The following is a 26,088-nucleotide window of genomic DNA, read 5'->3' as shown; positions in this document are numbered from 1 at the left end:
CACATGCGGATCTGCGTGGTCGCGCTCGGCAAGATCGGTCTCCCGCTGGCGGTGCAGTTCGCCCGCAAGGGCCACCGGGTGATCGGCGCCGACGTGGACGAACGCGTCGTCGGCGACGTCAACGCCGGCCGCGAGCCGTTCCCCGGCGAGGCGGACCTCGGCGTCCACCTCGGCGAGGCGGTCCGGGCGGGGCTGCTGACGGCGACGTCCGACACGGCGGCGGCGGTCGCCGGCGCGGAGGCGGTCGTCGTGGTCGTCCCCCTGTTCGTGGACGGGACGGGCGCCCCCGACTTCGGCTGGATGGACGCGGCGACCCGGGCGATCGCCGCGGGCCTGCGCCCGGGGACGCTCGTCAGCTACGAGACGACGCTGCCCGTCGGCACCACCCGGAACCGCTGGGCGCCGATGCTGGCGGAGGGGTCCGGCCTCACCGCCGGCGAGGACTTCCACCTGGTGTTCAGCCCGGAACGCGTGCTCACCGGCCGGGTGTTCGCCGACCTGCGCCGCTACCCGAAGCTGGTCGGCGGCATCGACGAGGCGTCCGCCCGGCGCGGCGTCGCGTTCTACGAGCGGGTGCTCGACTTCGACGACCGGCCCGACCTGGACCGGCCCAACGGCGTGTGGGACCTCGGCTCCGCGGAGGCGGCCGAGCTCGCCAAGCTCGCCGAGACCACCTACCGCGACGTCAACATCGGCCTCGCCAACCAGTTCGCCCGCTACGCCGGCACCCTCGGCGTGGACGTCATCAAGGTCATCGAGGCCTGCAACACCCAGCCGTACAGCCACATCCACCGGCCCGGCATCGCGGTCGGCGGCCACTGCATCCCGGTGTATCCGCGGATGTACCTGTGGAACGACCCGTCCGCGACCGTCGTCCGCGCCGCCCGCGACGCGAACCAGGGCATGCCCGAGTACGCCGTCGGCCTCCTGGCCGGCGCCTACGGCGACCTCACCGGCGCCGAGGTCCTGGTGCTGGGCGCGGCGTATCGCGGCGGCGTCAAGGAGACGGCGTTCTCCGGCGTCTTCCCGACGGTCGAGGCGCTCAGGGCACGCGGCGCCGTCCCGTACGTGTCGGACCCGCTGTACTCGGCGGACGAGCTGGCGGCCCTCGGCCTTCCCCCGCACCGGGGCGAGCCGGTGACCGCCGCGATCGTCCAGGCCGACCACGCCGCCTACCGCGAGCTGGGCGCGTCCGACCTGCCCGGCGTCAAGGCGCTCGTGGACGGCCGCCGCATCACCGACCCCGCCCGCTGGCCCGGCGTGGAGCGCGTCGTCATCGGCGGCCCCGCCCGCGGCGCCGGCACGTCCCCGCCCGCCGGTTCCCCCGCCTTCGACGCCGGATGACCCCGGCCGAAACGAGCCCAATCCCTCGCGGAGCGAGCCGGGGGGTGTGGGGGGTCGTCCCCCCTCGAACAACGGAGGAGAAGACCGCATGCAGACCGAAGGCGAGAGCGCGCCGGAGAAGTCGCGCGGCCGCATCGTCATGCTCGTCGACAACGATGTGGTGCGCGACTCCCGGGTGCAGAAGGCGGCGAAGTCGGCCGCCGAGGCGGGCTGGGAGGTGCATCTCCTCGGCTGCACCGCGGCGAAGAAGGGGCGCTCCTGGACGCTCGGAGGCGCCCGCGTCCGGCTCCTGCCGCTCCAGCACACACTGCAGAGGAGGAGGAGGCACAGCGCCCTGCGGGCCACGCTCCGCCGGCCGCTCGCGTACGCGCACCCCGACGTGGCGGACTACCGGCGCCGGCTCGTCCAGTCCCGGCGGGCCGACCTCGCCGCCACCCGCCTCGCGCCCGGGGCCGGCGGGCCGCTGCGCAAGGCGTGGCTGCTGGTGCGGCGCGTCGCGGCGAAGGCCCAGTCGCGATGGGTGGCGCTGCGCGCCCGGCGGACCGACGCGCTGGCCGAGGCCCGCAGGGACCCGCAGGCCCTTGCGGAACGGCTGGCGATCAAGTTCTGGCTGACGGTCCTCGGCGACCGCGCGTGGCGCGTCCTCGACCGCAACCTGTGGGACTGGGAGAGCGCCTACGGGAAGGTCATCGACAGGCTGGGACCCGACATCGTCCACGCCAACGACTTCCGGATGCTCGGCGTCGGCGCGCGCGCCGTGCGGCGGGCGCGCGCCAAGGGCCGGCGGACGAAGCTCGTCTGGGACGCCCACGAGTTCCTGCCGGGCATCCGGCCCTGGGCGATCGAGCCGCGCTGGCACCCCGCCATGTGCGCGTACGAGCGCGAGTACGCCGGCACGGCCGACGCCGTCATGACCGTCTCGGAGGCCCTGGGCGACCGGCTCGTCGAGCGCCACGGCCTGCGGCACCGGCCGACGGTCGTGCTGAACGCCCCGCTGACCGGCGGCGAGCCGTCGACCGGCGACCCGGTCCCGGACATGCGGGAGCTGTGCGGCGTCGGCCCGGACACCCCGATCGCCGTCTACAGCGGCAGCGCCTCCGTGCAGCGGGGCCTGGACATCATGATCGAAGCGCTTCCCCGGCTGCCCCGGCTGCACGTCGCCCTGGTCGTCTCCTCGGCGCGGTCGGACTACGTCCGGGGCCTGCTTTCCCGCGCCAAGGAACTGGACGTCGCCGACCGGGTCCACACGCTGCCGTACGTGCCGTTCGACCAGGTCGTCCCGTTCCTGGCGGCGGCCGACATCGGCGTCATCCCGATCCACCACTGGCCGAACCACGAGATCGCGCTGATCACGAAGTTCTTCGAGTACTCGCACGCACGGCTGCCGATCGTCGTCAGCGACGTGCAGGCGATGGGCGACATGGTGAAGTCCACCGGGCAGGGCGAGGTCTTCCACGCGGAGGATCTCGACGACTACGTGCGGGCGGTCGAGACGGTGCTCGCCGATCCGCGGCGGTACCGGGCCGTGTACGACGACCGGCCCGACCTGCTCCGCGGGTGGACGTGGGAGGCGCAGGCCGAGATCCTCGACGGGGTCTACACCCGGCTGCTGAACGACGCCCGATGACGGCCGGCCGAGCGGGGGACCGGGACGTCGCCGTCGTCACCCCCTGGTATCCCAATCCGACGCAGGTGTGGGCGGGGTCCTTCGTCCAGGCGATGGTCGAGGCGACGGCGCCGGGCTGCGGCGAGGTCACCGTCTACCACACCGAGGCGTGGCTGATGAACCGGCCGCGGGAGGAGGTGGAGGCGGCGCGGGAGGCGCACCGGCGGCTCCTGCCGGTCGCGCTGCACCCCGCACCGGCCGCCGCGGGCGCTCGGCTGCTGCGCGTGCCGGTGCCGACGGTGCCGGACCACACGTTCGCCGAGCTCGCCCGGGAGCATGCGTCCTGGCTGCGCGAGGCGCTCGGCGGCGAGCCGATCCCGGCACCCGTCGTCCATGCGCACGTGGGGTTGCGCGGCGGCTGGACCGCCCTGGAGAACGCGCGCCCGGACGCCCGGGTGTTCGTCACCGAGCACGCGTCCTTCCTCGACAAGGTCCTCGACCAGCCGGACTCGCTGGAGCTGTACGAGCAGGTCCTGGAACGGTGCACCGGTTTCTTCGTGGTGACCGACGTGCTGCGGGACAGGCTCGCCGAGGCCTTCCCGGCGCTCGCCGGCAAGATCGAGATGATCTCCAACCCGATCTCGTTCGCGGTGGCCCGGCCGCGTCCCGTCACCGAGCTGCGCCGCTGGCTGTACGTCGGCACGCTCGTCGAGCGCAAGGGGGTCGGCCTGCTGGTCGAGGCGTTCGCCGCGTGCCACGCCGAGGACCCCCGGCTGACGCTGACCGTCGCCGGGGCGGGCGGGCTGGCCGGCCGGCTCGCGGAGCGGGCGGCCGAGCTCGGGATCGGCCACGCGGTGTCGTTCCTCGGCGAGGTCGCCCCCGACGAGGCCGTGCGGCTCATGCGGGAGCACGATCTCCTCGTCCACGCGGCCCGGTGGGAGACCTTCGGAGTGTCGATCGTCGAGGCGGTGGCGGCGGGGATGCCGGTGCTCGTCACCCGGTGCGGTGGTCCGGAACGGACACTCGCAGGAATAGAGAGCGCCGCCGGGGAAATGACCGAGGTCGAGGAGGACCCGGAATCGATCGTCGCGGGGTACCGCCGGCTGCGCGATCGCTTCCCGGACGGCCTCGACCTCGTGAAGGCGCGCGCGGTCCTGGACGAGCGCTTCGGCTACCGCACGGTCGCCGAGGCGCACCACCGGCACTGGTTCCGGGATGCCGGCACGGGGGACGCCGGCAAGGGGGGAGATGCGTGAACGTGCTGTTCGTGGCGCTCGGGGCCACCCGCCGGCCCGCGGTCGTCAGGGAGTCGGCCCGGGTCGTCGCCGACGGCGGCAGCGCCATCGTCCTCGTCCGCAAGCCGTCCGCGTGGGCGCGGGATCCGCTCGCGGACGGGGTCGACACCGTCGAGCTGCCCGAGCTCGAACGCCGCTACCGTCCCGCCGCGGCGCGGATCCTGCTGTACCGGATCCCGCGGCTGCTGCTGCGCGCGTGCCTTCCGGGGCCGCTGCGAGGGGTGCGCCTGCGGCTCGACTCCGCGTACCGCCGGCGCGTCGCCGGCCCCGTCGACCGCCGGCTGCTCCGCTTCTACCGGCGCGACCCCGCCGCGGTCCGGCGGCGGGTGGTCCGCCGCGAGCTGCTGCGCGGCCGGTCCATCGACCTGGTCGTCGTCGCGGACCCGCAGTCCATGGTGACCGTCTCCGAGCTGGTGGGCGTCATCGCGGACGCGGGAGCGCGCCCCGCCTACTCCATCGACCACGAGGTGCCCCCGGCCCGTTCCGCCAGAGGATGAGCCAATGACCGGACACCGTCCGCGCCTGCTGTATCTCGCCTTCTACTTCCCGCCGTCCCGCGCCAGCGGGGTGTACCGCCCGCGGGCGACCGCCAACCGGCTGACCGAGCTCGGCTGGGACGTGACCGTCTTCGCGGCGCCGCCGGCCTTCCTGTACGGCACGCTGGACTCCGTCGACGACGAGCTGCTGAAGACCGTCGACCCGCGGATCACGCTGGTGCGGCCGGAGCTGAACCGGTTCGCCTGGCAGACGGACCTGCGCGAGTACAGCAGGTTCCGCGGGACGTTCCCCCAGCTCGCCCAGTCGCTGTACACGTGGGGTCAGAAGCACGTCTTCCCCGAGCACTACGCGTCCTGGGCGCGGGCCAGTGTGCGGCAGGCGTTGAGGATGCACGCGCGGTGCAGGTTCGACGTCGTCCTGGCGACAGGGAACCCGTTCGCCTCGTTCGCAGCGGCCTGGCTCTTCCACCGGCTGACCCGCACCTCCTACGTCATCGACTACCGGGACTCCTGGACCCTCGACCAGTTCACCGAGGAGCGGAGGTTCGAGGACGGGCATCCCGCGTGGCGCTGGGAGCGCCGGGTGCTGAGGTCGGCGGCGGCGGCGCTGTTCGTCAACGACGCGCAGCGCGCCTGGCACGCCGAGCACCATCCCCCGGCGGCCGGGCGCATGATGACCGTCCTGAACGGCTGGGACGCCGACACGCTCCCGCGGACCGCCGAGCCGCCCCCGGCCGCGCGGGCGGTCGAGCGGGCGCCCCGGTTCGCCTACGTCGGGACGGTGACCGACCAGCAGCCCATCGAGGCGCTGGTCGAGGGCTTCGCCCGCGCCCGGGAGCTTCCCGGCATGACGGACGCCGTCCTGGACTTCCACGGGTACTTCGGGTTCTTCAAGAACACCGACCGGCGGCTCCGCAAGCGGTTCGCCGCCGCGGCGGACGGTGCCGAGGAGGGCGACGACCGGGTCCTCGCCCCGGGAGTGCACTACCGGGGCCCGGTGTCCAAGACCGCGCTCGCCGGCGTCTACCAGGATTCCGACGTGCTGGTGTTCCTCAACGGGGGCGGGCGGTACGTGACGTCCGGGAAGATCTTCGAGTACATGGCGGCGGGACGGCCCGTCGTGTCGGTGCACACGCCCGGATCGGCGGCCGAGGAGCTCCTGCGGGACTACCCGCTGTGGTTCAACCCGGGCGGGCTCGACCCGGGGGACATCGCCGCCTCGATGGCCGCGGCGGCGAAGGCGGCCGCGGGCCTGGACGAGCGGCAGGTGGCGGAGGCCCGCGCCTACGCCGGCCGCTTCGAGCGGAACGTGACCCTGGAGCCGCTCGTGGAGCGACTCACCGACCTGGCCGCCCGCGGGCGCGCCGCGGTCAGGTGACCGCCATGGCAGGCACGGGAGCACCGCGGGTGCTGGTCCTGGCCATGGACCCCGGGCTGACCATGGACCCCGATCGCACCGTGCCCGCGAAGCGCCAGTACGCGCGCATCATCGCGCTGGCCGGCCACTTCGCTGAGGAGGAGGGCGCCGAGGTCCATCTGGTGACGGCCGAGGGGGACGGCTGGCAGGACCTGGACGAGCGGGTGCGCCTGCACCGGCTCGACCGGGTGGAGGGCAGGCATCCTCTGCCCTGGCTGGAGCACGCCCTCGTGTACCGGGTGCCGCGCCTCGTCCTGCGTCCGGTGACGCGGCTCGGCGCCCCCGGCGCCCGGCTGAGCCACGTGCGGAGCAGCGCCTCCCATGGCGTCCACCGGCGGCTGTTCGTGCCGTTCTACCGGCATGTCCGGCCGCTCCTGCTGGCCCGGATCGCGCGGCGCCGGCTCCTGCGCGACATCGGCACCGGCCGGCTCGCCCGCGTCATCGTGATGGACCGGACGTCGGTACCGCTCGGGTGGCGGCTGGCGCGCCTGCATCCGCACCTCGCCGTGACGACGCGGCAGGACCGGAGCCTCGACGGCAGGCCTTAGCGGATCAGCGCTTCTCGATGAGCAGCGTCGTGCCGGGGGCGCCGTCCGCGGGCACCTCGGCGTAGCGCTCGCCGGTCCGCGGGCACACCCACGTCCCGTCCGGGCCCTCGGTGAGGCGGGCGCCCGCGCGGCCCACCCAGCCGATCCGGCGGGCGGGGACCCCCGCGACCAGGGCGAAGTCGGGGACGTCGCGGGTGACGACCGCGCCCGCGGCGACCATCGCCCAGCGGCCGACGCGGACCGGTGCGACGCACACGCTGCGGGCGCCGAGCGACGCCCCCTCGGCGACGTGCACGCCGACGGCCTCCCAGTCGGCGCCGCGCTTCAGCCTGCCGTCCGGGTCCACCGAGCGGGGCTCCCGGTCGTTGGTGAGGACGACGGCGGGGCCGACGAACACGCCGTCCTCCAGCACGGCGGGCTCGTAGACGAGGGCGTGGTTCTGCAGCTTGACGTTGTCGCCCACGCGCACGCCCGCGCCGACGTAGGCGCCGCGTCCCACGATGCAGCCCGCGCCCAGCCGGGCGCCCTCGCGGATCTGCGCGAGGTCCCAGACGGTCGTGCCGTCGCCGAGCTCGGCGCTCGGGTCGACCTGGGCGCTCGGTGTGATCCGGTGGGTCATGGGCCGCCTTCCTGGACGTCGTGATCATTGTCCCGTGTCCGGAGCCGGATCGCGAGGCCCCGGCGGGCGCGTCGCAGCCGTGCCCGCAGCGGCACCGTGACGTGCACGGTCAGCGGGCTCCGGTCGAGCCGGACGTGCATGCGGCGCGGCGGCACCAGCGACGCGCCCATCGGCCCGAGCGTCCCGGCGGCGTCCCCGAGGCGGACCGGCACGGGCGTCCCCACGCCGTCGATCTCGAAGGACGCCCGCCAGGGACCGGGCCGGGCACCGGCGAGCGAGACGTCGGCGTGGCGGCGGGCCGGCTCGTCCGGATCGGCGACCAGCGGGGCGCGGAGCACGGTCTCGTCGCCGGACCGCCGGAGCAGCAGGCTCATGCGCGGCGGCGGTCCGGACGCCAGAACCGGCGGCGGTTCGGCGAGCACCCGGAGGCGCAGCCCGGGGCCCCGGCGCAGCTCCACGCCCTCCAGGTCGGCAGAGGTGAGGTCGGCGCCGACCTCCAGCGCGAGCGTGCCGCGCCCCCGGCCGGGCAGCGGGCGGACGAGACGCCGGCGGCCGTCCGCTTCGACCAGGCAGGCGCGCGGGACGCTCATCCACCGCGGCTTGACCAGCTCGACCGTGAGGATGTGCCCGTCGAGGACGGCTTCCAGGCCCATCGTCCAGCGGCCGTCGGCCCAGGACCCGGGCGCGGGCGCGAACGTCGCGGTGAAGGCCGTCGTCCGCCCCTCTCCGGTCAGGTCGCCGGGGGTGGCCGTGCAGCCGATGCGGTGGCGGACACCGCCGCTCTCCACGACCAGATGGATTTCCGGGGACCCCTGGTCCACGTCCCGGATCACGACCGTCCCGTCGATCCTCAGCCCGGAGCCGTTCCAGGCGACGCCGGTCAGCGCGGACTTCAGCCTCGGTGACGTCTCGTAGCACGCGTCGGGGATGCCCGCGGCGCCGTCCCGGAAGAAGGGGTACCGGGCGTACGCGCGCCCCGCCTCCAGCAGCACGGGCGGGCGGGCCCCGCTCCGGTGGAACCGCAGGACCTCCTCCAGCTCCTCGACGAGGTCGTGCCGCAGGCAGTGGGCGAGCACCCGGCGCATCGGGTTGTAACGGGCCAGGAGGCCGGGGGTGAGCCAGGTGTCCAGCAGGTCGCGGCTCCCGGTGAGGGCCGCCTTGCGTTCTTCGGCGGAGGAGTCGAGGTAGAGGCGTTCGAGCCGGCCGAACACCTCCAGCTGGAGGTAGCGGTGGTGCAGGCGCTCCCGCAGCTCGCCCGGTTCGGCGTGCTCGGCGACCAGCGCCATCGCGCGGTGGGCGATCGCGTGGACGTCGGCGGTGGGCGCGCCGCCGACCTGGGTGCTGCTCGTCCCGTCCGCCCTGGCGGCCCAGAGATAGCAGTCATGGTCGGCGAGGACGGAGACGCCGCCGGCGTTCAGGTAGGCGCCGGCGGTGAAGAGCTGGTCCTCGTGGGAGAGCAGCCCCTCGGTGAACCGCAGCCCGGCCCGCTCGATCAGCGACCGGCGGAACAGCTGCAGGGCGGCCATGGACATGCGGGGGAACAGGTCGCAGTCCGGGTCGAGCACGTGGGTGCGCTCGATGGTGCGGTCGAACACCTTCGGCACCCTGCGCCCGCCCGTCCCGACCTGCTTGCCGAGGACGATGTCGGTGCCGTTGCGCTCCGCCATCGCCGTCATCCGCTCCAGCGCCTCCGGGCCCAGCCGGTCGTCGGCGTCCAGGAAGAACACGAACGTCCCGGACGCCAGCTCCAGCCCTCGGTTGCGCGGCGCGCCCGCGCCCCCGGAGTTCGGCTGGTGGACGACCGTGAGCCGGTCGCGGGCGCGGGCGAGCCCGTCCAGCAGCTCGCCGCCGCCGTCGGTCGAGCCGTCGTCGACCGCGATGATCTCGATCCGCTCCGCCGGCAGGGTCTGGGCGAACACCGACTCCAGGGCGCCCTCCACGGTGTCCCGGCAGTCGAAGACCGGCACGATCACGCTGACCAGGGGATGCGCCATGGGCCCTCTGCCGTCGGAGTCCGGATGTGGCCACCACTCTAGGCCGGGCCCGGGGCCCCGGTGATCGCCGGGTCGGCCGTGGCGTACAGGGTCGCGCGGGGCCCGGACTCCGCCAGCGCCTCGACGGCGGCGGCGAACCGCGTCATCGCGTCCGGGTGCTCGGGGCCGAGCAGGTAGTCGCGCAGCGTGCGCCGCTCCGCGGCGAGGGGGTCCGCGCCGGGCGTCGTCGCGACGGCGAGGATGTCGGCCAGGTCGGCGCAGGCCGGGCCGAGCAGGTAGGCCGCCGACGCTGACGGGAATTCGGCCCGGAAGACCGTCTCGTCCATGCCCTCGGGGTTGGTGACCACGTACGGCTTCAGGCTCGGGATGTAGTCGGAGATGACGCTGGAGATGTCGGTGACGAGCATGTCGGAGCGGTTGAAGCATTCGTAGAGGGAGGCGTCCGCGCCGGTCACCACCTGGTGCGCGCCGCCGTCCCGGTTCGCTTCCTCGATCATCCGCACGAGCCGGTCGTGCACCTTGCCCGCCTGCGGCAGCCGCCGGCCCGTGTAGGGGTGCGGCCGGTAGATCACGCGAATCCGCGGGCCCTGGTCCAGCAGGGCGCGGACGATCCGCTCGCCCATGGAGAGCAGCGAGCTGTAGCCGTCCTCGTTGTCCCAGCCCTCCCAGGTGGGGGCGTACAGCACGGTCGGGACGGGCCCGCCGGACGGCTCGGTGGTGATCTCGCCGAGCTGCGGGCGGCCCACCTCGACGATGGCCTCGTCGCGGACTCCGGCGTCGGAGTTGCGGTAGCGGTCGCGGCCCGCGGGCCCGGCCACCCAGACCTCGTCGAAGACCTTGCTGACCGGGTTGGAGCTCGGCCCCTTGTCGCTGTCGCCGTGCCCGACGAACACGTGCTTGATGTGCTCCTCGCGGAGCAGGTGCAGGTTCTTGCCGGTGTTGCCCGGGTACAGCGCGACCTTCACGGTGCCGAGGTCGAAGTTCATCATGTCCTCGGCCTTCGTGACGCACAGCACCGGCAGCCTCGTCGGGGCGAGCGCCCCGACGACCTCCGCGGACCGGACGAGCACCAGCGCCTTGCGGTCGAGCCGCTCCAGGGCGTCCAGCCACATGTTGGCCTGGTAGACGGTCGCGGGCGGGCCGGTGAAGTACAGGACGACCTCGGGCCGGTAGCGGTCCACGAGATCCTGGACGTCGCGGCCGACGTGGTCGGCGCTGAGCAGCGTGCGCATCCGGCGCAGCCGCCCCGCCTGGCCCGCGTGGGCGGCCACCGCCGCCGCCGTGGTGGCGAGCAGCCCGGCGGCCACCAGCGCGGGAACGCCGGTCAGCAGGCCGGCGATGCCGAACAGGAGGGGAAGGAAGTCGGCCCGGCTCTCCAGGAGGCCGGTGAGGCGCGTCCGCCACTCGGGCAGCTCGCGAGGGAGCGCCGGTTCGTTCGGGCCGAGGTTGCGGGAGACGAACGGCAGCCGGTTGACGCGGCGGGCGGCGACCGCGCCCGCGAGCGCCACGGCCCTGACCCAGTCGAGGAGCACGAATCCGGCCGCCGTCAGCGTGACCGTCGGGGTGCCGGCGTCCTCGTCCTGGACGAGCAGCAGCACGAAGGCGGCCTGCCGGGCCAGCACCCGTGCGCCCGCGGGCATCTGCCCCCAGCGCAGTGCGCGGGCCGCGTCCGGCGTCACCCGCAGGACGGCCTGCTCGGCCAGGTAGCACAGGACCATGGCGCCGAGGAAGAAGGCGGGGGAGCCGGACGCCCCCGCCACGGTCAGCAGGACGAGCGTGACGGGAAGGGAGAACACCGTCGAGTAGTGCAGGAGCGTCGAGTACCGGGAGACGAGTCGCCGCACGGCACACCTCCGTCTGGTAGGCACGGCCTGTCGAGGCCGGGAAGGTGGGAGAAAGGAGGGCCGGCCGGGCGCGCCCGCGTGCCGGGCGCCGCCCACCGGGCGGGGGAGCGGGCTCAGCCGGCGCGCACGCCGGCGAGCGGGTCCTCGCGGCGCACGTCGATGACCTGCCCGGTCAGGTCGGACAGCAGGACGTTCAGCGACGTCCTCGCGACCTGGCCGGCGCTGAGCAGGGTGTGCGGGGGCTCCTGCCCGAACGCGGCCGTCCGCATGGGGGTGCTGGTCCGTTCCGGGTTGATGCAGTTGATCCGTACCCCGTCGGCGGACCACTCGTCCGCGAGGGCCTGGGTCAGGTTGACCGTGGCCGCCTTCGCGGACGAGTAGAGGCTGTAGTCGGCGCGGCCGCGCGTGTACGAGCTGGACGTGTAGAGCAGCAGCCGGCCGCCGGTCTTGGCGAGGTACGGGAACGCCGCGCGCGCGATGTGGATCGGCGCGAGGTAGTTGACCCGCAGCGCCTCCTCGACCGCCTCGGAGCTGATCGTGTCGAGCCGGCCGATCCGCAGCACGCCCGCCGTGTTGACCACGTGGTCGACGCGCCCGGTCGCCGCGTACGCCTGCGCCAGCGCCCCGGCGACGTCGTCCGGCCGCTCCACGTGGGTGCGGGTGGCGCCGCGGCTGTAGCCGAAGACGCGGGCGCCGTACTTCCGGGCCAGCTCGGAGACGGCGGCGCCGATGCCCTGGCTGGCGCCGAACACGACCATCGTCTTGCCGGCGAGCGCCTCGGCGTACTCCTCCTCGGACAGGTCGGGGGCGTCGGACGAGGCGAGCTGGAACAGCTTGTCCGCGACGAACATGTCGACCGGCGCGGTGACCTTCATGTTGTGCTCGTCACCGGGGACGACGTGGATCGGCGTGCCGGGCAGGTAGCGCAGCACCACCGAGCAGTCGTCGGTGGCCTCGAACGCCTCGTCCCGCCACGCCTTCTCGTAGGCGGCGCGGATGGTGGCGAGCCGGAACCCCTGCGGGGTCTGCCCGCGCCGCAGGTTCGACCGGCGCGGCACGTCGACGATGACGCCGTCCTCGACCTGGATGATCGTGTCGGCGGAGGGGATGGCGACGTCCACGGCCCGGTGCTCGCGCAGGGCGGTGACGCAGTCGTGGATGATGCGCTGCGACAGCAGGGGGCGCACCGCGTCGTGGAAGAGCACGCTGGTGGTCTCGCCCGGGTGGTCGGCGAGGGCGTCGAGGGCGAGCTGCGTCGTCGCGTTCCTGGACGTCCCGCCGGGGAGAACGGCCGTGACCTTGGTGCAGCCGGCCTTCCGGACGCACTCGGCCGCGTCCTGGAGGAATCCGGGATTCATCAGGACGAGGATCTCGTCGATGTCCGAAGCTTCCTCGAACACGCCGAGCGTGTGCTCCAGAATCGTTTTTCCTGCGATTTTCAGGAGCTGCTTGGGGGTGCTGAGCCCCATCCGCTGACCGCTGCCGCCCGCCAGTATGACGGCGACGGTGCGATGTTCGCCCTGCGATGCCTTAGCCAATGCGACCGTCCTTCTTCCCCAATGGCATGCCAGAACGGCGTACCAATCGAACGTGTTGCAGTCGACCTGTGGGATCCGAAGGGGCGCGAGTAGCGCAGTGGTCGCAGGGCTAACGACCCACACAGGGAGAGAACTGCCGTCCACAGTACCCCGGGGCTGTGGGAATTTGCGCAGAATTCAGTGATCTTGGAGTTTGCCGTGATCTTTTCGTTATCTAGCGGAACGGTCAGTGACCTACTGGTCACATCCTGCTGAACAATGGCCGCAGATCGGGCTCGACGGCCCAGCGCGTCACCCGCCGGACCGGTTTCGTGCTCAGCAGCGTGACCGCGGCGAAGCAGACGGCCACCGCCGACAGGACACCGGGGACGGTGTCGAACCAGCCGAGGTCGTTCCACCCCTGGAAGGTGAAGAGCCTCGTCAGGAACCCGTGCAGCAGGTAGCCGTACAGGGTCGCGGCGCCCAGGTCGCTGTACCAGGTGCGGCGGGACGGGATGACCGCGAGGAACGCCGCGATCAGCACCGCCGCGGTGGCGAGCAGCGCCATCCGCATCAGCGTGCCGGTCAGCTCGTCCACCCCGAGCTCGGCGTTGGAGGTGTCCCAGTTCAGCCAGCGCGCGTTCATGCGGTCGTGGGTGAGAAAGGCGAGGCCGAATCCGGCCACAAGGGCAACCGCCCCGGCGACGCGCACGGACGGCCGGCGCAGGCGCGCCAGCAGCTCGGGCGACAGCGTCAGCCCGAGGACATAGAACGGCACCAGCCCCAGGATCCGGTACATGTCCAGCGTGCTGCCGATGTCGGTCATATAGCCGAGGAGGCAGACGAGCACGGCCGTGGCCAGCGGGTACCTCAGCCTCCGCCACACCGAGGTGAGCAGCCGCCACACGAACAGCGCCAGCAGGAACCAGGTCAGGTAGTACGGGTCCAGGACGTCGACCTTGAACTCCCGGCCGCCCACCGCCCAGGCGAACAGGCTGTAGGCGCACTGGAAGACCAGGTACGGCGCGAGCGTCGAGCCGACGAGCCGGGCGACCTTGTCATCGGTGAGCGTGAACCTCTTGGACAGGTAGCCGCTGATCATGACGAAGAGCGGCATGTGGAACAGGTAGAAGAAGTTCCAGATCGCCGCGGCGAGCGGGACGTCCCGCAGGCCGGAGAGGCCGTGCCCGCCCGCGACCAGCAGGATCGCCAAGAACTTGGCGTTGTCCAGATGTGGATCGCGGCCCCGCGGTGCCGGAGCGCCCCCCGGCGGCTTCTCCTCCGGGCGCCCGGAGGGGCGTTCCACCGCCGGGACGGCCTCGGCGGACGCCTCAGATGTCTGTGTCATGGAGGAAGTCGGTCAATGGAGAACTCGAATCCGCGGGGTGGGCTGGGAGCATATCGCGCGATCTAGACCTAGCGTTGAAACCGCAGGGGCGTGCGCGGGGTACGGACCTGCCTGGACGGAGGACGCGCATTGGGGTACGGGAGGAGCACCAAGCGCGGCTTGGTGCTGGTCGGCGGGGGCGCCGTACTGCTGACGGGGATCGCGCTGCTGGTACTGCCCGGGCCCGGGCTACTGCTCGTGCTGGCGGGGCTGCTGATCTTGGCGCGCGAGTTCCCGACCTTGGACCGGTACGTCGAGCCCGTCCAGGAGCGGGCGATCCAGGCGGCCGAGGAGAGCGTGACCTCGTGGTGGCGGCTCACGGGGTCGATCCTGACCGGGCTGGCGCTGATCGGGGCGGGCGTGGCCTGGGGCCTCGTCCCCGAACTGCCGCTGAGCGGGTGGAGCACCGGGTCGGGCCTCATCCTGTCCGGGCTCATCCTCTACGGGCTGCTGCTGTGGAGCTACCGGCGGGTCAGGGCCCGCCGAGGCCGTGACCCGGTCGTGTGATGGCCGGGTCTTGCCGAAATGTTCCGGACGGTTGATCCGGCGAGCGGGTATCACCGTGCAATGGGTATGGGCATTCTTCTTCGACTTCTCGTGGCCGCGGGACTGGCGGCCGACGCGATCGTGCACTGGCGGTTCGCGCCCGACATGGCCCCCGGGCCCAACACGCCGGACGACGTGATCCCCGGGGACGACCTGTTCCGCGCGCAGGCCATCGCGGCGGCCGTGGCGGCGGTGCTCGTCCTCGTGTGGGCGAGCAAGTGGACGTACGCGATCGCGTTCGTCGTGGCGGCCAGCGCGGCGGGCGCCGTGCTGCTCTACTACTTCGTCGACTTCGGGCAGCTCGGCCCGATCCCGCGGATGTACGACCCGTCGTGGTACGCGGACAAGACGATCAGTTTCGCCGGGGAGGCGATAGCGACGATCGCCGCGCTGGTCGGCTTCTTCACGGTCGGACGGAAGGAGCGCGCGGAACCTCGGTCGGGCGCCCACGTCGGATGACCTCGGACGGGTCGCCGAACTCGTCCGGCCCGGCGGGCCACGGGCCGGCGAGGTCGGCGGTCCCTTACCAGCCGACCCGTTCCGGCGCGGGCTCGCCGTGCGCCTCCTCCCAGGAGACGACGGGGTTGCGAAGCGTCCCGACGCCCTCGACCCACGCCTCGACGACGTCGCCGGGACGCAGGTAGAAGTCGAACGGGTCCGGCTGGACGGCGGCGACGCCCGAGACCGTGCCGGTCGTGAGGAGGTCGCCCGCGCTGTAGGTCTGCGGTGAGTGGTAGGCGACCAGGTGCGGGATCGACACCCGCATCTGCCGGGTGTGCCCCGTCTGCCGGGTCTCCCCGTTCACCCGCAGCTCCATGGCGAGGTCCTGCATGTCGTCGATCTCGTCGGCGGTGACGATCCACGGGCCGATCGGGCAGAACGTCTCGATGGCCTTGCTGAACGAGAACACCCCCGACTCCATCTCGCGGCGCTGGATGTCGCGGGCCGTGACGTCGTTGAAGACGGTGAACCCGGCGATGTGCTCCAGCGCCTGCTCCGGGCCGAAGAACCTGCCGGGCTTTCCGATGACGACGGCCAGTTCGAGCTCGTAGTCCAGCTCCCGGGTGAGGTGCTCGGGGTGGACGATCGGGTCGTCCGGGCCGATGATCGCGTCCACGTTCTGGAAGAAGACGATGCCCTTGTGCACCGGGTGCGACCAGTTGACCGCCTGGAGCTCCTCGTGGTGGTCGGCGAAGTTGCCCGCGGTGTGGAAGAACTTCTTCGGGCGGATGGGCGGGCGGAGCCGGACGTCCGCCAGCCTGAGCCGCTCCCCGGTCTCCCCGGCCGTCCCGCCGCGCTCGAAGAACGCCCGCGTGGACGGCACGTCCAGCTCGATGACGTCGTCGCCGTCCAGCCGGCCGACCCGCCCCTCGTCGAAGGTGATCAGCTTCATCAGGCGCCGACCATGTTGAAGCCGCCGTCGGCGAGCATGTAGGCGCCGGTGATGTGCGCGGCGTCCTCGGTGGCCAGGAACAGGGCGGTGCCCGCGACCGCCTCGGGCGGCGGGATGGTGCCCATGGGCGTCTGCGCGATCAGCTTCTCGCGGCGCCCGGACTTCCAGTCCTCGCGCTCCAGCGTGGCGCCGGTCTCCATGAAGCCCGGCGCGAAGGTGTTCACGCGGACGGACGGGGCGAACGCCGCCGCGTACGACTTGGTGATGCCGAGCAGCCCGTACTTGGCGGCGGCGTACTGCGGGGCCCGCGCGCTTCCCCGCACGACGACCGTCGACCCGATGTTCACGATCGCGCCGTGGCCCTGGTCGAGCATCCGCGAACCGAACTCGTGCGTCATGAGCAGGGTGCCCTTGACGTCCACGTCGATGACGCGGTCGAGCGACTCCTGGGTCAGCGCGCGCCACGACATCTGCTCGGTCGCCACGTCCCCGACGTTGTTGACCAGGACGTCCAGGGTGCCCGCCTGCGCGAAGACCTCGTCGGCCAGCCCGCGGATCGCGTCCCAGGACGAGATGTCCGCCTGCACGACGAAGGCCTCGCCGCCCGCCTCCCGCACGCGGTCCGCCGTCCGCGCGGCGCCCTGCCCGGAGCTGTTGTAGTGCACCCCCACCCGGGCGCCCTCCCGCGCCGCGCGGACGGCGATCTCCGCGCCGAAGCCGGTGCCGGCCCCCGTGACCAGCACCGTCTTCCCGGCGAACCGGGGGAAGATCTTCTGCTCCGTGCTCATACGCCTTCTCCCTGTCGTGTCATGCCGCGCCGAACGCGGTGGACAGGTTGGTGCGCAGCACCCGGTCCCACTCGGCCTCGGTGAACTCCAGGATCGGCCGGCGGTCGTTGACGCCGACGCAGTGCAGGAGCACGTCCAGGCCGCCCATAGCGTCCACCGAGCAGGAACGAGAAGAAGGTGGAGACTTGCGGTCCCCCACCTTCGCCGCTACTTTCACTCTATGAAAGTGACTTTCGGCAAATAAGAGTATGGAGGGGGGCATCGTGGCGTCAAGCGATCGGGGCGCGGGCGACCGGTCGCGCTACCACATCGCGGCCCTCGCCAAGGGGCTCCAGGTGCTGAGCCTGTTCGAGGGGTCGACGCTGTCCCTGCGCACCAGCGACATCGCCGCGCTGACCGGCATCCCGATGCCCACCGCGTTCCGCATCGTCTCCACGCTGGAGGACCTCGGGTATCTGGAGCGGCGGCACGACGGGTCCGTCCAGCCCGGGGTCAAGGTGCTCACGCTCGGCTCGGCGGCCATCCGGGGATCGAGCCTGGTGCAGCTCAGCGACCGCCCCCTGCGGCTGCTGGCGGAGGCGACCGGCGAGACCGTCAACCTCGGCGTCCTGGTGGAGGACCGCGTCCTCTACCTCGCCCGGCTGCGCAACGCCGACCTGGTCACCGCCAACGTGCACGTGGGCTCGACCCTGCCCGCGACCTACACGTCCATGGGCAAGGTCCTGCTCGCCCACCTGCCTCGCGAGGACCTGGAGCGCCGCATCACGGAGGCGTCGTTCACGCCCGGCGCGGGGCCCAACGCCGTCGGGGGCCCGGACGAGCTCTACCGGCAACTGGACGAGGTCCGCCGCAACGGGTACGCCGTCCAGGACGAGGAGCTCGCGCAGGGCCTGCGGTCGATCGCCGTCCCGGTGTTCGGCGCCGGGGACGTCCCGGAGGCCGCGGTCAACGTCGCCGTGTCCGCGCAGCGGCGCTCGGAGCACGACCTGCGCGGGGACATCCTGGACCGGCTGCGCGAGACCGCCGCCGGCATCACGACGAGACTGAGGACGCGATGACACGCCGCCACGCCTTCACGCCCGCCGAACTGGAAGGGGACCGGCTGGCCCTCTACTCCATGCTCGCCCTCCAGATGCGGGCGTTCCGCGTCTGAGGCGCACCCTTGACCCATCAAATGAACGGTCGTTTAATTCCCGTATGGGACGCATCGCGGGCGTTACCCGGGCGGAGACGCGCGAGCGGCTGCTGAGCGCGGCGGCCGACGCGTTCGCCGCGCGCGGCTACGACGGGACGCGCGTCGCCGACATCGCGCGGGCCGCGGGTGTGAGCAACGGCGCCCTCTACGCGCACTTCGGCTCCAAGGCGGAACTGCTGGTGGCCGCGCTGCGCGTGCACGGGAAGCGGCTGCTCGCCGAGCTGTTCGCCGCCGACCCCGACCGTCCGGTCATCGACCTGCTGCTCACCATCGGTCGGGGCCTGCCCCACCGGCAGGAGCCCCGCGCCCACCTCGTCGTCGAGGCGCTCGCCGCGGCCCGCCGGGACGAGGACGTCGCCCGGCCCATGCGCGACTACGTGGGCGAGCGCGCCGGCTGGCTCGCCGGCCTGATGGACATCGCCCAGGCGGGCGAGGAGATCGACCCGGCGCTGTCGCCGAACGCCCTCGCCCATTTCTGCCTGCTGCTCGCGCTGGGCGCGGCGCTCGTCCCGGCGGACATGCACGAGGTCGGCGACGAGGAGTGGGCCGCGCTGCTCACCCGGATCGTGGCGGCGTTCGCGCCGCCCGGCCCCACACCCCAGGCGGGAGGACCACAGTGAAGGTGCGGATCGATCCAGAGCGCTGCCAGGGCCACGGCCGCTGCTACGACCTGGCCCCCGCCGTGTTCGGAGAGGACGAGGAGGGCTACGGGACGGTCCTCGGCGACGGCGTCGTCCCCGAGGGCGGCGAGCGCGACGCCCGGCTCGCCGTCGCGAACTGCCCGGAACGGGCGATCGACGTCCTCGGGGAGGGCTGAGATGGCCGCCGACGACCGCTTCGCCAAGAGCTTCGAGGAGCAGCGGGAGAGCCGCCCGGAGGGCACCCGCAACGAGGTCGTCACCGGCCCGGTGGCCGACTGGGCGACCGACTTCTCCCACCTGGAACCGGAATGGGCGGCCGACCCGTACCCCATCCAGGACGACCTGCGGTCCCGCTGCCCGGTCGCGCACACCGGGCGGTTCGGCGGCGGCTGGCTGCCGACCCGGTACGAGGACGTCGCGGCGATCGCCTACGACACCGAGCGCTTCACCTCCCGCTCGGTCGTGATGAGCAACTTCCGCCCCCCGCGCGAGGTGGAGCCGGTCGGCGTCACGCCGCCGATCTCGTCCGACCCGCCGTTCCACCACGACGCGCGCAAGCTGCTGCTGCCCGCGTTCACCAAGTCGGCCGTGCGGCGCCTGGAGCCGGCGACCCGGGCCTTCTGCCACTCCCTCATCGACTCCTTCGAGGGCCGCGACACCGTCGACGCCGCCCAGGAGTACGCCCAGCACATCCCGATCCGGGTCATCGCCGACATGCTCGGCTTCCCGCCGGAGGACGGCCCGAAGTTCCGCGAGTTCGTCGAGAACACCCTCGAAGGCGTCAACCTCCCGCCGGACGAGCGCATCGCCCGCATGGACACGCTCTTCGACTACCTCCTCGACCAGATCCGCGACCACGTCGACCACCCGCGCGACGACCTGACCGGCTACCTGATCGACGCCGAGCTGTACGGGCGCAAGCTCGACCCGTCCCACGTCTCCGGGACGATGGCGCTGCTGCTCATCGCCGGGATCGACACGACGTGGAGCGCGATCGGCGCGTCCCTGTGGCACCTGGCGAAGACCCCGGCCGACCGGGAGCGCCTCGTCGCCGAGCCGTCGCTGCTGCCCACCGCGATGGAGGAGTTCCTGCGCGCCTACGCCCCGGTGACGATGGCGCGCCTGGTGCGCGAGGACACGCGCTTCGGCGGCGTCCACATGAAGGCCGAGGACTGGGTCCTGCTGTCGTTCCCCGCGGCCAACCGCGACCCCGCCCAGTTCGACCGGGCGGGCGAGGTCGTCATCGACCGGGAGGTCAACCGGCACGCCGCGTTCGGCCTCGGCATCCACCGCTGCCTCGGCTCCCACCTGGCCCGCATGGAGCTGCGGGTGGCCCTGGAGGTGTGGCTCGAACGCCTTCCGTCCTTCACCCTGGACGACCCGTCCGCGGTGACCTGGTCCGGCGGGCAGGTCCGCGGCCCCCGCACCCTCCCCATCCGCCTCGACCCGGGACCGGACGCCTAGCCGGCCGCCACCCGGACGAGGGCGGCGAGGGGCCGGGAGCGACTGTGCGGGGGCCAGGCGATCACCGTGGTCACCCGCGGGGCGTCCAGCAGCGGGACGGTGGTGAGGCCCTCGTGCAGATGGGTCCGGACCGACTCCGGCAGGACCGCCGAGGCCCGGCCGAGGGCGATCAGTTGCAGCAGTTGCGCGTGGTCCCGCACCTCCGGGCCGGGGCCGTCCGGGTACGTGCCGTCGAGGCGGGGCCAGCGGGGCAGCGGCAGGCCGGGCAGCGCGGTGACGTCGGCCATGCGCAGGTGGGGCTCGGTGCTGAGCGGGTGCCCGGACGGCAGGACGACCACCTGGCCCTCCGTGTGGAGCTCCTCGGTGTCGAAGCCGGCCACCGAGTCGAACGGGCGGTGCAGCAGCGCGACGTCCGCGCGGCCGTCGCGGAGCAGCCGTTCCTGCTCGCCGGGGCCGCACAGGAGCACCTCCACGGTGACCGAGCCGGGCTCCGCGGCGTACGCGTCGAGCAGTTTCAGCAGCAGCTCGCTGGTCGCTCCGGCCTTGGAGACCAGGACCAGACCGGGTCCGGCGCGGGCGGCGCGGCGGGTGCGGCGGTCGGCGGCGGCGATCGCGTCGAGGGCGGCCCGCCCCTCGCGGAGCAGCACCGATCCGGCCTCGGTGAGCGCGACGGTGCGGTTGGTCCGCTCCAGCAGCGTGACCCCGAGCCGCCGTTCGAGCTGCCGGATCGCCCGCGACAGCGGCGGCTGCGCGATCCCGAGACGCTCCGCCGCGCGGCCGAAGTGCAGTTCCTCGGCGACGGCGACGAAGTACCGCAGCTCCCGCGTCTCCATGGTCATCACGATACCCGCCGGGTATCGCGGCCTACTCAGACGGTGTTGGAGCCCTCGTCCCGGGTGCGCGCAGGATGAACCCATGAGCGAGAAGACGATCGCGCTGGTGACCGGCGCGAACAAGGGGATCGGGTACGAGATCGCGGCCGGGCTGGGCGCCCTCGGCTGGAGCGTCGGCGTCGGCGCCCGGGACGGCGGGCGCCGGGAGGCCGCCGTGGAGAAGCTGCGCGCGGGCGGTGCCGACGCCTTCGGGGTCCCGCTGGACGTGACCGACGACGCGAGCGTGACCGCCGCCGCGGAGCTGGTCCGGGAGCGGGCCGGGCGCCTCGACGTGCTGGTCAACAACGCCGGCGTGACCGGCGCCGCGCCGCAGGAGCCCACCCGGATCGCCCCCGAGACCATGCGGACGGTCGTGGAGACCAACGTGATCGGCGTCATCCGCGTCACGAACGCGATGCTGCCGCTGCTGCGCCGGTCGTCGTCACCACGGATCGTGAACATGTCCAGCACCGTCGGCTCCCTGGCCCGGCAGAACGATCCCGGCGCCCAGACGGGCCCGATCTCGGCCGGCTACTCGGCGTCGAAGACGTTCCTCAACGCCGTCACCGTCCAGTACGCGAAGGAGCTGGCGGACACGAACATCCTGATCAACGCGGGGTGCCCCGGCTTCTGCGCGACCGACCTCAACGGCTTCCGCGGCCACCGCACCCCGGAGCAGGGCGCGGCGATCGGAATCCACCTGGCCACCCTCCCCGACGGCGGCCCCACCGGCGGGTTCTTCGACGACGACGGCCCGATCCCCTGGTGAGACCCGGCGGCCCGCTCCTGGACGCGGGACGGTCCCGGCGGCTATGAGAGAACGCATGACTCTCGTTTTCGTGGGGCCGTCATGAGCGGCGATGCCTCGATCTCCGTCCACGAGACGCTTCCGGTGCGTGTCGTGATCGGGCCGGGGGCGGTCGAGCACGTCGGCGCGGAGGTCGCGCGGCTCGGGGAGCGGCGGGTGCTGCTCGTCGCCACCCCGTCCGCCGCCGGCGGCGCCGACCGGGTCGCGGCGGCGCTGGGGCGGCGGCTGGTGGCGCGGTTCGACCGGCCGGCGCCGCACACGCCGGTCGCCGTGACCGCGGAGGCCATGGACGTCGCCGGGGACGCGGACTGCGTCGTCGCGATCGGCGGTGGGTCCGCGATCGGGCTGGGCAAGGCGCTGTCGGCGCGGACCGGGATGCCGCAGGTCGCCGTCCCGACCACCTACGCGGGCTCGGAGATGACGCCCGTCCTCGGGGAGACCGAGGACAAGGTGATGACCACCCGCCGCGACCCCGCCCTGGCGCCCGGCACGGTCGTCTACGACCCCGGCCTCACCCTGGGCATGCCGCCCGGACTGACCCGGACCAGCGCCATGAACGCGCTCGCCCACGCCGTCGAGGCCCTGTGGGCGCCGGACGCCACCCCGGTCAGCGACGCGCTCGCCACGGAGGCCGTCGCCGGCATCCTGGGCGCGCTGCCCGGCGTCCTGGACGACCCGTCCGGCCTCGAAGGCCGGGCGCGCCTCCAGTCGGCGGCGTGGCCGGCCGGGATCTGCCTCGCACAGACCCGGATGGGCCTGCACCACCAGCTCGCCCACGTCCTCGGCGGCGCGTTCGGCCTTCCGCACGCCGAGCTGCACACGATGCTGCTGCCGCACGTGATGGCGTTCAACCTGCCGTCGGCGCCCGCCGCGTCCGCCCGGCTGGCGCGGGTGACCGGGCCCGACCCGGTCGCCGCCGTCGCCGAGCTCGCCCGCGCCCACCAGGGGCCGACGCGCCTCTCCCAGCTCGGCGTGCCCCGGGAGAGGCTGCCGCGGATCGCCGAACGGGTGGTGGCCGAGCCGTACCCGAATCCCCGGCCTCTCGACGTCGCCGCGGTCACCGAGCTTCTCGACGCCATGTGGTGACCCATACCGTTCGCGCCGTTCCGCTGTGTTGGTGTTGATCAATGCCCTACGATCGCTCCCCATGCGTGGACCACTGGTGCGAATCACGTCCGTCCTGCTCGCCGGATCGTCGGTGCTCGCCGCGCCGGCGGCACACGCCCAGGTCACCGCCGCACCGGCCGCGGCGCCGGTCGCGGCCCCGGGGGATCTGGCCAAGGATCTCGACGCCATCCTCGCCGACGAGCGGCTGAAGGGCGCCACCGTAGGCGCCGTGGTCCGCGACGCGAAGACCGGTGCCGTCCGGTACGCGCGGGGCCCGAAGAACGCGGTGCTGCCCGCCTCGAACAACAAGATCTACACCTCCGGCGCGGCGCTGTCGCTGCTCGGCACCGGCTACCGGTTCCGGACGGGCGTGTACGCCGGGAAGGTGGCGGGCTCGTCCGTCAAGGGCGACCTGTACCTCAAGGGCACCGGCGACCCGACGACGCGGGCCGCCGACTACGACCGGCTCGCCGCCGAGGTCGCGGCCCGGGGCGTCAAGCGCGTCGAGGGCGACCTGGTCGCGGACGACTCGTGGTTCGACGCCGTCCGCGTCCCCTCGCACTGGGACCCGACCGACCTGCAGTACGCCTACGCCGGCCAGACGTCCGCGCTGACCGTCTCGCCGAACGACGACTTCGACGCCGGCTCCGTCAACGTGTCGGTGTCGCCGGGTGCCGAGGGCCGGCCGGTGAAGGTCGCGCTCGCTCCCGCCACCCACGTCGTCAAGATCGACAACCGGGCGGTGACCGGCGCGCCGGGCTCGCCGTCCACGCTGTCGGTCAACCGGGACAACGGGACCAACACCATCGTGGTCAGCGGCGCCTACCCGGCCGACGGCTCGACGTACACCACGCTGCGCACGGTCGAGAACCCCACCATGTACGCGGCGGACGTCTTCCGCACCGCGCTGAAGGCGCACGGCGTCCAGGTCAGCGGCACGACCGAGCGCGGCCGGACGCCCAAGGGCGTCACGCCGCTCGCCTTCCGCTCATCGGCCCCGCTGTCGCAGCTGATGGTGCCGTTCCTCAAGCTCAGCAACAACATGATCGCCGAGACGCTGGTCAAGGCGATCGGCAAGGAGAAGAAGCGCAGCGGCAGCTGGACGGCGGGCCTGCCGGTGATCGAGAAGTACATCGCCGGCCAGGGCGTCCCCGCCGCGCGGCTCGACATGGCCGACGGGTCGGGCCTGTCCCGCGAGAACCGCACCACGTCGCAGGACATCAGCACCGTGCTGACGAAGGCGCAGAAGGCGCCCTGGTACTCCACCTGGTACGCCGCGCTGCCGATCGCCGGCCGGCCCGACCCGCTCGTCGGCGGGACCCTCGCCGCGCGGATGCGCGACACCCCGGCCGCGGGCAACGTGCACGCCAAGACCGGCACGCTGACCGGCGCCACCGCGCTGTCGGGCTACGTCACCGGCCAGAACGGGCGCAAGCTCGTCTTCTCCGTCGTCCTCAACGGCTACCAGGGCGCCGCGCCCAAGGACATCGAGGACAAGATCGCCGTGCGGCTGGCCGGGGGAGGCTCCGCCGCCGCGACCCGGACGCTGCGCACCGCCCAGACCGGCCCGCAGCTGGAGTGCTCCTGGATCAAGCGCTGCTGAGCCGCCGCCCCTGACTACTTCTCGTTGCGGGGGACGTACAGGCGGATGTCGTCCACGTACGCCTCCCCCTCGTAGTAGTTCAGGTGAGGGTCGCCGATGATGAACGAGTCCGGGTAGGCCGAGCCCTTCGGCCACGCGTGCTGCGTCGTGTACGTCCCGGCGGGGCCCTTGTGGACGAGCCGGCGGTCGAACCGCCCGTCGTATTCGCCGGGCGTCTGGTTGTAGTGCCAGATCGGGCGGCCGTTCTCCACGAAGTCGTGGTGGACGCGCAGCGTCCGCTGCCCGGAGTGCAGGAACGGCCCGCTCATCTCCAGCGTGTACCCGGTGCGGTCGCGCTCGATGGCGAACCGGTAGGCGGCCTTGGGCAGCAGTTCCGGGCGGATCTCGGCACTGGTCAGATGGCCCTCGTACTTGCCGCCCGGCCCGTACCGCTCGTCCATCGACGCGTTCCCGCAGGCGGTCTTGGCGTAGTACTCGTTGCTGATGTTGTTGTTGGCGGCCTCGCGGAACCGGTCCCCGCGGGGGAACAGCGCGTTGATGCCGTTGAAGGTGCCGTCGAACGTCCGGTACATCCGGCGGGTCTTCGGGTTGCAGGTCGCGGCGTTCTTCCAGCGGGCGTCGTCGCTGTAGTAGCCGTCCATGATGACCTTGCGGCGGAAGTGGATGCCGGGGTTGCCGTGCGGCGCGGGCGTCGCGTAGTCGAGGATCGTCAGGTAGTAGAAGCCGTTCTCCCTGGTCACGTCCGGGTACTCGCAGCGCTTCTTGCCGGGGATCGCGCCCTGGAACGTCCACGGGTACCGGGTCTTGCAGGGCTCCCGGGTGTAGCCGTTGTGCCGGCCGTTGTAGTCGAACGTGCCGTGCCGCTTGCCGCCGAAGTCGATGCCGCGCAGCGTCATCTCCACGCGGTAGTGGCGGGGGAGCGGGCGGGTGGGCCGGATCAGCACCCCGGCGTCCCAGCTCGGCTCGGAGATCCGCGCGACCTTCTGGCCGCCGGGCAGCGAGGCCCGGGAGACCCCGGGACGGGAGTCGGGGCGCCCGTCCCCGTCCTTGTCGACGGCCGCGACCTCGGCGGTGAGCCATCCCTTCCGCCCGAACGCGACGCGCTTGCGGAACACGTTCAGCGTGTCGAGCTGCCGCTGGAACCGCGGGCCGCTGATCTTCTTCCAGGCCTCGCCGTCGTCGTCGAACGCGTCGACGTGCCACGGGCTGCGCGGCCCCTGCGGGTCCAGGCGCCATGCCGCGCCGTCCACCCCCGGTGGGCGGTCGAACCCCTCGTGGGCGACCAGGACCCATCCGCCCTCCGCCGCCCTCGCCGGCCATCCGGCGGAGACGGCCGCCACCGCGACCGCCCCGACCGCGGCCGTCACCTTCCCGCATGCCCTCATGGCGGGCCTCCCCCCGAACGCGACCGCACCGCGCCCGGCCGGCGCGGCTCGCACGGACCCTACGGCCGCCCGGCCGCCGGCGGCGGCGCCCCGGCCCGTCCGAGACGACCTCTTGCCCGCGCCCTTAACCGGCCCATGCGCGTCCGGGCGGGCCATTGACCCGGGAACTCCGGCATGCCTAGCGTGTCACTGGCGTAATCGGCTATGTCAGTGACGAC

At 73.1% G+C, this 26,088-nt stretch carries 25 protein-coding genes; 15 read left to right on the top strand and 10 right to left on the bottom strand.

Going from position 1 to position 26,088, the window contains the following annotated elements:
• The first annotated feature begins 3 nt into the window (after positions 1-3).
• From ABGB11_RS29670 to ABGB11_RS29645, 6 genes are all read left to right on the top strand, one after another.
• Positions 4-1,344 carry a nucleotide sugar dehydrogenase gene (locus ABGB11_RS29670; RefSeq protein ID WP_347638092.1) on the top strand — a complete coding sequence of 447 codons (1,341 nt, stop codon included), beginning with the start codon at positions 4-6 and terminating at the stop codon, positions 1,342-1,344.
• A gap of 88 nt (positions 1,345-1,432) precedes the next feature.
• The gene (locus ABGB11_RS29665; RefSeq protein ID WP_347638090.1) at positions 1,433-2,971 is read left to right on the top strand and encodes a glycosyltransferase family 4 protein; all 1,539 of its coding nucleotides are present in this window, start codon (positions 1,433-1,435) and stop codon (positions 2,969-2,971) included.
• Positions 2,968-4,206 (top strand): glycosyltransferase family 4 protein, encoded by a 1,239-nt coding sequence (locus ABGB11_RS29660; RefSeq protein WP_347638089.1) that lies wholly within the window; start codon positions 2,968-2,970, stop codon positions 4,204-4,206. The genes ABGB11_RS29665 and ABGB11_RS29660 overlap by 4 nt, the downstream gene beginning before the upstream one ends.
• A complete protein-coding gene (locus ABGB11_RS29655) occupies positions 4,203-4,742 on the top strand; it encodes a hypothetical protein (protein WP_347638087.1) in 540 nt (179 codons plus the stop codon). The genes ABGB11_RS29660 and ABGB11_RS29655 overlap by 4 nt, the downstream gene beginning before the upstream one ends.
• Positions 4,743-4,746: 4 nt before the next feature.
• Complete coding sequence (locus tag ABGB11_RS29650) at positions 4,747-6,120, top strand: glycosyltransferase (RefSeq protein ID WP_347638086.1); 1,374 nt, start codon at positions 4,747-4,749, stop codon at positions 6,118-6,120.
• A gap of 5 nt (positions 6,121-6,125) precedes the next feature.
• On the top strand, positions 6,126-6,707 hold the full coding sequence (locus ABGB11_RS29645; RefSeq protein WP_347638084.1) for a hypothetical protein: 582 nt from the start codon (positions 6,126-6,128) through the stop codon (positions 6,705-6,707).
• A gap of 4 nt (positions 6,708-6,711) precedes the next feature.
• Here ABGB11_RS29645 and ABGB11_RS29640 read toward each other — a convergent pair whose 3' ends face one another.
• The 5 genes from ABGB11_RS29640 to ABGB11_RS29620 form a co-directional block, all read right to left on the bottom strand.
• A complete protein-coding gene (locus tag ABGB11_RS29640; RefSeq protein WP_347638082.1) occupies positions 6,712-7,326 on the bottom strand; it encodes an acyltransferase in 615 nt (204 codons plus the stop codon).
• The gene (locus ABGB11_RS29635; protein ID WP_347638080.1) at positions 7,323-9,320 is read right to left on the bottom strand and encodes a glycosyltransferase; all 1,998 of its coding nucleotides are present in this window, start codon (positions 9,318-9,320) and stop codon (positions 7,323-7,325) included. Before ABGB11_RS29635 ends, ABGB11_RS29640 begins: the two co-directional genes overlap by 4 nt.
• Positions 9,321-9,358: 38 nt before the next feature.
• Positions 9,359-11,164: a CDP-glycerol glycerophosphotransferase family protein gene (locus ABGB11_RS29630; protein ID WP_347638078.1), complete on the bottom strand. Its 1,806-nt coding sequence runs from the start codon at positions 11,162-11,164 to the stop codon at positions 9,359-9,361.
• A gap of 113 nt (positions 11,165-11,277) precedes the next feature.
• Positions 11,278-12,702 (bottom strand): bifunctional cytidylyltransferase/SDR family oxidoreductase, encoded by a 1,425-nt coding sequence (locus ABGB11_RS29625; protein WP_347638076.1) that lies wholly within the window; start codon positions 12,700-12,702, stop codon positions 11,278-11,280.
• A 241-nt stretch (positions 12,703-12,943) separates the two neighbouring features.
• Positions 12,944-14,029, bottom strand: a complete 1,086-nt coding sequence (locus ABGB11_RS29620) for an acyltransferase family protein (protein WP_347638074.1) — start codon at positions 14,027-14,029, stop codon at positions 12,944-12,946.
• A gap of 129 nt (positions 14,030-14,158) precedes the next feature.
• On the opposite strand from ABGB11_RS29620, the gene ABGB11_RS29615 reads away from it, so the two are divergent.
• Together ABGB11_RS29615 and ABGB11_RS29610 are read left to right on the top strand one after the other, a co-directional pair.
• Positions 14,159-14,575, top strand: coding sequence for a PGPGW domain-containing protein (locus tag ABGB11_RS29615; protein ID WP_347638072.1), 417 nt, complete (start codon positions 14,159-14,161; stop codon positions 14,573-14,575).
• A gap of 66 nt (positions 14,576-14,641) precedes the next feature.
• Positions 14,642-15,073, top strand: coding sequence for a hypothetical protein (locus ABGB11_RS29610; RefSeq protein ID WP_347638070.1), 432 nt, complete (start codon positions 14,642-14,644; stop codon positions 15,071-15,073).
• Between the two features lie 64 nt (positions 15,074-15,137).
• Here the strand turns inward: ABGB11_RS29610 and ABGB11_RS29605 are convergent, their stop codons facing one another.
• Genes ABGB11_RS29605 through ABGB11_RS29595 form a run of 3 tightly spaced genes read right to left on the bottom strand, consistent with a single transcriptional unit; the run spans position 15,138 to position 16,943 of the window.
• Entirely contained in the window at positions 15,138-16,007 is an 870-nt protein-coding gene (locus ABGB11_RS29605) for a fumarylacetoacetate hydrolase family protein (protein ID WP_347638068.1), read from the bottom strand.
• The gene (locus ABGB11_RS29600) at positions 16,007-16,795 is read right to left on the bottom strand and encodes an SDR family oxidoreductase (protein WP_347638066.1); all 789 of its coding nucleotides are present in this window, start codon (positions 16,793-16,795) and stop codon (positions 16,007-16,009) included. Before ABGB11_RS29600 ends, ABGB11_RS29605 begins: the two co-directional genes overlap by 1 nt.
• 19 nt (positions 16,796-16,814) lie before the next feature.
• On the bottom strand, positions 16,815-16,943 hold the full coding sequence (locus ABGB11_RS29595) for an SDR family NAD(P)-dependent oxidoreductase (protein WP_347638265.1): 129 nt from the start codon (positions 16,941-16,943) through the stop codon (positions 16,815-16,817).
• Between the two features lie 115 nt (positions 16,944-17,058).
• Here ABGB11_RS29595 and ABGB11_RS29590 point away from each other — a divergent pair, with 115 nt between their 5' ends.
• From ABGB11_RS29590 to ABGB11_RS29575, 4 genes are all read left to right on the top strand, one after another.
• Positions 17,059-17,853, top strand: coding sequence for an IclR family transcriptional regulator (locus ABGB11_RS29590; RefSeq protein WP_347638064.1), 795 nt, complete (start codon positions 17,059-17,061; stop codon positions 17,851-17,853).
• A 139-nt stretch (positions 17,854-17,992) separates the two neighbouring features.
• Positions 17,993-18,610, top strand: coding sequence for a TetR/AcrR family transcriptional regulator (locus tag ABGB11_RS29585; RefSeq protein WP_347638062.1), 618 nt, complete (start codon positions 17,993-17,995; stop codon positions 18,608-18,610).
• Positions 18,611-18,612: 2 nt separating this feature from the next.
• Complete coding sequence (locus tag ABGB11_RS29580; RefSeq protein WP_347638060.1) at positions 18,613-18,807, top strand: ferredoxin; 195 nt, start codon at positions 18,613-18,615, stop codon at positions 18,805-18,807.
• Position 18,808: 1 nt separating this feature from the next.
• On the top strand, positions 18,809-20,095 hold the full coding sequence (locus tag ABGB11_RS29575; protein ID WP_347638058.1) for a cytochrome P450: 1,287 nt from the start codon (positions 18,809-18,811) through the stop codon (positions 20,093-20,095).
• Here the strand turns inward: ABGB11_RS29575 and ABGB11_RS29570 are convergent.
• The gene (locus ABGB11_RS29570; protein WP_347638056.1) at positions 20,092-20,928 is read right to left on the bottom strand and encodes a LysR family transcriptional regulator; all 837 of its coding nucleotides are present in this window, start codon (positions 20,926-20,928) and stop codon (positions 20,092-20,094) included. The genes ABGB11_RS29575 and ABGB11_RS29570 overlap by 4 nt on opposite strands.
• 82 nt (positions 20,929-21,010) lie before the next feature.
• Here ABGB11_RS29570 and ABGB11_RS29565 point away from each other — a divergent pair, with 82 nt between their 5' ends.
• The 3 genes from ABGB11_RS29565 to dacB all read left to right on the top strand — a co-directional run bounded on the left by ABGB11_RS29565 (position 21,011) and on the right by dacB (position 24,485).
• Positions 21,011-21,736 (top strand): SDR family oxidoreductase, encoded by a 726-nt coding sequence (locus ABGB11_RS29565; protein WP_347638054.1) that lies wholly within the window; start codon positions 21,011-21,013, stop codon positions 21,734-21,736.
• A gap of 81 nt (positions 21,737-21,817) precedes the next feature.
• Positions 21,818-22,861 carry a maleylacetate reductase gene (locus ABGB11_RS29560; protein WP_347638052.1) on the top strand — a complete coding sequence of 348 codons (1,044 nt, stop codon included), beginning with the start codon at positions 21,818-21,820 and terminating at the stop codon, positions 22,859-22,861.
• A gap of 61 nt (positions 22,862-22,922) precedes the next feature.
• Positions 22,923-24,485, top strand: a complete 1,563-nt coding sequence (dacB, locus tag ABGB11_RS29555; RefSeq protein ID WP_347638050.1) for a D-alanyl-D-alanine carboxypeptidase/D-alanyl-D-alanine-endopeptidase — start codon at positions 22,923-22,925, stop codon at positions 24,483-24,485.
• 14 nt (positions 24,486-24,499) lie between these two features.
• On the opposite strand, the gene ABGB11_RS29550 is transcribed toward dacB, so the two are convergent.
• Positions 24,500-25,870 (bottom strand): hypothetical protein, encoded by a 1,371-nt coding sequence (locus ABGB11_RS29550; protein ID WP_347638048.1) that lies wholly within the window; start codon positions 25,868-25,870, stop codon positions 24,500-24,502.
• Positions 25,871-26,088: the final 218 nt, after the last annotated feature.

Origin of the sequence: Actinomadura sp. B10D3, assembly GCF_039871695.1 — a bacterium.
Lineage (GTDB): Bacteria > Actinomycetota > Actinomycetes > Streptosporangiales > Streptosporangiaceae > Spirillospora > Spirillospora madurae.
The sequence above is the reverse complement of the archived record's forward strand: the minus strand, read 5'-3'. Positions and strand labels throughout refer to the sequence as shown.